The sequence below is a fragment of the Steroidobacter sp. genome (assembly GCF_016790065.1).
Lineage (GTDB): Bacteria > Pseudomonadota > Gammaproteobacteria > Steroidobacterales > Steroidobacteraceae > Steroidobacter.
This window is the reverse complement of the sequence record NZ_JAEUPY010000123.1, coordinates 1-5,684: the sequence shown is the minus strand read 5'-3', so window position 1 is coordinate 5,684 and position 5,684 is coordinate 1. Positions and strand designations below refer to the sequence as shown.

Annotated in this window: 6 protein-coding genes and 1 pseudogene; 2 read left to right on the top strand and 5 right to left on the bottom strand. The window is 60.7% G+C overall.

The annotated features are described in order from the left end of the window. Both JNL55_RS05360 and JNL55_RS05355 read left to right on the top strand, forming a co-directional pair. Nucleotides 1–270: pseudogene (locus JNL55_RS05360) on the top strand (hypothetical protein); the annotation flags it as partial. Next, nucleotides 267–701, top strand: a complete 435-nt coding sequence (locus JNL55_RS05355) for a cupin domain-containing protein (protein WP_293850345.1) — start codon at nucleotides 267–269, stop codon at nucleotides 699–701. The pseudogene JNL55_RS05360 and the gene JNL55_RS05355, both read left to right, overlap by 4 nt. A gap of 8 nt (nucleotides 702–709) precedes the next feature. Here the strand turns inward: JNL55_RS05355 and JNL55_RS05350 are convergent, their stop codons facing one another. The 5 genes from JNL55_RS05350 to JNL55_RS37365 all read right to left on the bottom strand — a co-directional run bounded on the left by JNL55_RS05350 (nucleotide 710) and on the right by JNL55_RS37365 (nucleotide 5,670). Next, entirely contained in the window at nucleotides 710–2,020 is a 1,311-nt protein-coding gene (locus tag JNL55_RS05350) for a gluconate:H+ symporter (RefSeq protein WP_293850342.1), read from the bottom strand. A gap of 13 nt (nucleotides 2,021–2,033) precedes the next feature. Beyond that, nucleotides 2,034–2,303 (bottom strand): GIY-YIG nuclease family protein, encoded by a 270-nt coding sequence (locus JNL55_RS05345; protein WP_293850339.1) that lies wholly within the window; start codon nucleotides 2,301–2,303, stop codon nucleotides 2,034–2,036. Nucleotides 2,304–2,342: 39 nt separating this feature from the next. Further along, nucleotides 2,343–4,676: an FtsX-like permease family protein gene (locus tag JNL55_RS05340; protein ID WP_293850336.1), complete on the bottom strand. Its 2,334-nt coding sequence runs from the start codon at nucleotides 4,674–4,676 to the stop codon at nucleotides 2,343–2,345. Nucleotides 4,677–4,678: 2 nt separating this feature from the next. After that, nucleotides 4,679–5,359: an ABC transporter ATP-binding protein gene (locus tag JNL55_RS05335; RefSeq protein WP_293850333.1), complete on the bottom strand. Its 681-nt coding sequence runs from the start codon at nucleotides 5,357–5,359 to the stop codon at nucleotides 4,679–4,681. Nucleotides 5,360–5,523: 164 nt separating this feature from the next. Next, a complete protein-coding gene (locus JNL55_RS37365) occupies nucleotides 5,524–5,670 on the bottom strand; it encodes an ATP-binding protein (RefSeq protein ID WP_415923012.1) in 147 nt (48 codons plus the stop codon). Between the last annotated feature and the right edge of the window lie 14 nt (nucleotides 5,671–5,684).

Sequence of the window (5,684 nt, the reverse complement as noted above, 5' to 3'; positions counted from 1 at the left end):
CCCAAGGTCATCGTGCATCTCGCGCCCGGCAACAACAACGAATCGCTGGCACGACTGCGACACGGCGAGTCGGATCTGGCCATCGTCAGCACCGGCAATCATCCGCCGGATGCGGACATCGCGCTGCCGTTGTATCGCTGGCGCAGACTGTTACCTGCTGAAAACCGATCGGGCGCTGATACCGCTACCAGCCAAGCCGAAATAGTGCTAACTTCACTCCGCCCAACAGACAGTTTGAAACTGCATGGTTCTTTCGGGGGATCGCGATGAGCATGGATTCGCGGCTGTGGCTGTGTGCCTGTCTTTTCTTGGTTGCTTCCGCGTTTGCCGCGTCGAAGCCAGAGACCTTGGGCTCAGTCGCTCTCGAATGGCGCGACATTCCCATTCAGCAGGAAGAAGTTCGGGCGGTTCGACAGTTCCTGCGCGCGCCAACGGCGACGCTCAACGAACTGGAACTGCACGTCACAACGCTGCCAGCCGGCGCAACCTCACACGCGCCGCATCGGCATCCCAATGAAGAGCTGGTGATCATCAAGGAAGGCACCGTCGAAGTGCTGGTCGACGGCCAATTGAAACGCGTCGGCCCCGGCTCAGTGGTGTTCAACGCGTCGAATCAGCTGCATTCGCTGCGCAATGTCGGTGATGGGCCCGCGACCTATCACGTCATCAACTGGACGACGGCCGCGACGCCTGCCAAGTAACAGGCGATTCAAAGCCAAGCGTTCAGCAGCAGCACGAAAATCAAGCCAAGGCTACCGACCAGCGTTTCCATCATGGTCCAGGAGCGGAAGGTATCGCGCAGGCTGACCTGAAAATATTCTTTGAACATCCAGAACGCCGAGTCGTTGACGTGCGAGCACATCAAACTGCCGGCACCCACGGCCAGCACCATCAGATTCGGATCCACACCGGTGATCTGGATGAGCGGCGCCACGATGCCCGCCGCCGTCAATCCAGCGACCGTAGCCGAGCCCAGCGCGATTCGAATGGCGAATGCGACCAGCCAACCCAGAATCAACGGATGGATGGGAATGTTTCCAAGCAATGCACCGAGCTCGGTGTTCACACCACTATCGACGAACACCTGCTTCAACGCGCCGGCACCGGCAATGATCAGCAAGATACCGGCGATATCGCGAATGGCATGGCCGTAGCCTTCCATCAATTGCGCCAACTTCCGACCGCGCGCCACGCCCAACGTCATCGAGCCGACGAACAACGACGCCAACATCACAATCATTGGATTGCCCACGAACTCGATGAGAGTCCGCGAGGACGGTGCGAAGTCCACATAAGCGAGTGCCGTCGCGCCGCCGATCAATATCACCGGCAACAACGCGCAGGCAAAGCTATTGAACGTGCCAGGCAACTCGGCTTCGCTCAGCGTGGTCGGCTTGAACAGCTCCGACGGGCCCGACGCAATTCGTTTCAGACTCCGAGCGAACAGCGGGCCGGCGATGAGTAGCGTCGGGATGCTGACCACGATGCCATAGAGCAAGGTCCGCCCCATGTCCGCGCCGAACTGAGCCACGAGCGCGGTCGGTGACGGATGCGGCGGCAAAAAGCCGTGCGCAATCGACAAGCCGGACAGCATCGGAATGCCGACCAGCATGGCCGGCAACTTGGAGCGATACACCACCGAAAACACCAGCGGCACCATCAACACGAAGCCGACGTTGTAAAACAGCGGAATGCCGACCACGAAGCCGGTGATGGCCATCGCCAGCGGCACACGCTTCGGCCCGAACAGATGCATCAGCGACTCGGCGATGCGCTGAGCGGCACCGCTGTCCGCGATCAACTTGCCGAACATCGCGCCTAAACAGATGACGATGGACAGCGGCCCGAGCATGTCGCCGATGCCACGCTCGATACTCTTGGGAATCTGCTCCAACGGCAGCCCCAACAGCAACGCCGCGACCAGCGCCGTAACGATGAACGCGACGAACGGCTGCACACGCAGCGCTGCGATCAGCAGGATCAATAACCCTACTGCGAAGACCACGCCAAGAATGGTCATGCGCTTGCCGCGCTCAGCAAACTAAATTCGACGGGTGCGATCGAGCCCATGCCAGCTTCCCTGTGCGATCGAGTTTTTTCAGTGCAGCCTCAGCCTTGAGCGCTTCCGACTTATTGGCAAATGCGCGCGTGCCGAGCACGCTGATGGGAGGATTGGAGCGCGTAAACTTCGCCCCCTTGCCGCGGCTGTGAGCGGCGAAGCGGGCGGCGACATCGGTCGCGATACCGGTGTAGGTTCGGCCATCGCGACAAGCGAGCAGATATAACCACCAGCACTCTGTCATGCGACAGAGATTACCTCAGCCCGCCTGCAGATTCACGGACTAACGAAGCGCTTCTGCCGGTTTCGCCCGAGCCATCAGCGTGGCGTGAATACAGACGGTGAACACGGCAATCACCACGATCAACACACCGGTGCCGACGAACACCCAGGGCTGTAGATCGATCCGATCCTCGAAGCCTTGTAACCATCGGTTCAGCAGGGGCACGGCCAGCACGCCACCGAGGATCCCCGCCAGCCCAGCGAGCTTCACGAACCGCCACAGAATCAGTAGCAGGATGTCGGGCACGCCCGCGCCGAACGCCTTGCGCACCCCGATTTCGAGCCGCCGCTCTTCGGCCGCCGACGAGGCCAGACCCAGCATACCGACGATGGCCAAGCTCACCGCCAGCCCGGCGAACGCGCTGAATATCCGGCGCTGTCGAACGATGGAGCTATGCATGTCCTGAATGGACTCGCTCAGAAAGAAGCGGTTGATGGGTTTGGGATCGCCGAGTTGTTTCCAGAGCGCGTCGATGCGCTCTAGCGTCTCGGCAACGCCCTCGCCTCGCAGCTTCACGCTCAGCATCCGGGCTCGATCAGGCTGGGCGGCGTAGACCATGGGGAACATGGGCTCATCGAACCGGCCCAAGCGAAAGTCTTCGACCACCCCGATCACTTCCAGGGAGAGGTCCGCGCCGGGAAACGGATCGCGACCGATGGCCGCCTCGGCTGACTCAAACCCAAACTGGCGAACGGCCGAGGCATTGAGCACGACTCGTTGCACACGCTGATTGTCGTCGGCGAGGACATCGCCGAGATCGTTGGCGCGGAAGAACCGGCCCGCCAGCGGCTGCAACCCATATAGCTCGAAAAATCCGGCGTCGACGCGCACGCCTTCGAACGAGCGTCGGGTGCCATCGGCCAGCTTCGCGACTCGATTGTTTTTTTGCAGATTGAGCGGCGCCGACTCAGAGCATGCTACGCCAACCACAGCGGGCAGACTGCGCAACTCATTAATGAAGGCGGGGCGACAGGTCGAGGCAATCATCAACATCTGATCGCCGCTGAATCGCAGGCTCTTTTGTAACAAATGATCCAGCTGCGACTGGGCTACGACCACAGCCGCCAACAGCACCGCCAGCACCGCGAACTGCGACACCACCAGTGCCTGGCGCAATCCTTTGCTTTGTCCGGTGCGGCTCTTGCCGCCATTCAGAATGGCCGCGGGCTGCAGCCGAGCTTGTAACACCGCCGGATAGAAGCCGGACAGCAGCGCCGTCACTGCAGTGATGCCGACGATGGCCAGGAGCAGCGGTACATTACGCCAGTACTCAAAAGTCAGCGGCACGTCCAGCAAAGTCGGGACCGCAGGCAACGACAACTCGCATAACGACAGCGCGGCCACCATGCCAATCACGCTGAGGATCAGCGCCTCGCCCATGAACTGAACGATCAAGTCCCAACGGCTCGCTCCGGCCGCCTTGCGAACGCCCACTTCGGTGCTGCGCCGGAGAGAACGCGCCGTCGTCAGGTTGACGAAATTCATGCATGAGATCAGCAGTGCCAGGCCGGCCAGTAACGGCATCGCACGGACGGCGGCGAGTCGCTCTTTCGAGTAACCGAGAGTGTTCAACGTGCCGGCACTGAGCCGCACCACGACTGAGGAGTTCTTGCGTTCATAGCGTGCCAGCTGCTCATTCAAACGATGGAGCGACACGTTCGCATCGACCCGAAAATAACTGTACGCAATCCACGAACCCGGGAACAAAGCCGTCTGCGAAAACGCGGCACTGTCGGCCGCGAGAATGCCGATGTCCTCGTCAGCAAGCTTGGTATTCGAAGGCAAATCTTCGATGACGGCGCGCACCACCATGGGATGCTCGCGATTGATCTCCATCGTTCGTCCCAGCACGTCGTCGGTCCCGAAGTATTTGCGCGCCAGGCTTCGTGTCAGTACCAGCGAATCAGGTTGCTCGAGCGCCGTCGCCAAATCTCCTTGATACGCCGGCATGGGCAGCACCTTGAAGACATTGGCATTGGCCCACGCGATCGGTTCGACCGCTTCAACGTCGCCAACACGCACCGGACGCAGCCCCGTGACGAGACGAGTGACCTCGGTCGCGTCCGGCACATTCAACCTCAGCCACTCGGCCACGTCTTGAGGCGACGAATCCATCTGAATGGGCGCGTTGCCCGGCAACGTATATTCCATCGAGACGTAGTACAGACGCTCATAACCCTCGATCCAACGATTGTAGGAACGCAGGTAGTCGACATAGGCCACGGTGATGAACGTCGCCGCCAGGCCGACCGCGAGACAAGCGACGCTGATGAACGCGTAAATGCGATTGCGCGCCAGATTGCGCAATGCTGCCGCCAGATAGTTACGAAGCACGACTAGGCCGCGAGCAAGGTTTCGCTGACGACGCGACCATCGAGAAACTTCACGGTGCGCTTGGCATGAGCGGCATGCGCAAGTGAGTGCGTCACCATCACCACCGTCGTGCCCGCCGCATTGATCTCGGCGAGCATGCTCATCACTTCAGCGCCGTTCTCCGTATCGAGGTTGCCGGTGGGCTCGTCAGCCAGAATCAATTTGGGATTCGACACCAACGCACGCGCTACAGCGACGCGTTGTTGTTGACCACCGGACAGCTGGTGAGGCAAATGCCGGGCCCGATGCGCCAATTCCACTCGCTCCAACGCAGCCGCGATCCTTCGGTTGCGCTCGGCCCGTCCGATGCCCTGATACAGCAACGCCACCTCGACATTCTCGGTGACGTTCAAATCGTCGATCAGATTGAAACTCTGGAACACGAAGCCGACGCCGCTGCGACGTCGTTGTGCCAGCTGTCGTTCCGAATCGTGGGCAACGTCTTCGCCGAAGAACCAATAAGAACCGCTGGTGGGTGTGTCGAGCAACCCAAGAATATTCAACAAGGTCGACTTGCCGCAGCCGGAAGGGCCCATGATGGCGACGAACTCACCCGGCTGGATCTCTAACGACACGCCACTGAGCGCGTGCGTCTCCACTTCCGTGGTCCGATACACCTTGGCGACGTTATCCAACTTCAGCATGCGCCTCTCCTGTTCCGCGCAAGTGTACGAGACGCGGTCACGGAGCAAAAATCTCGACCGAACATCACGTTGCGCGCGGCGCCGGCCGCAAACCGCGGCCGTGGTGTTCGAAAACGCACACTCGTGCCGCCTGCACCGCCCGATTCAATCGACAGAGCAATCCGCTAGGCCACTGGCAACGCGATGGCGAACACCGCACCGCCAGTCGGGTCGCTCGAAACCTCGATCCGCCCCCGATGAGCGAAAGCAATCTGTCGCGCCAGGCTCAAGCCGATCCCGGACCCGTCCGGCTTGGTGGAATAGAACGGCACGAATAGTTTTTCTC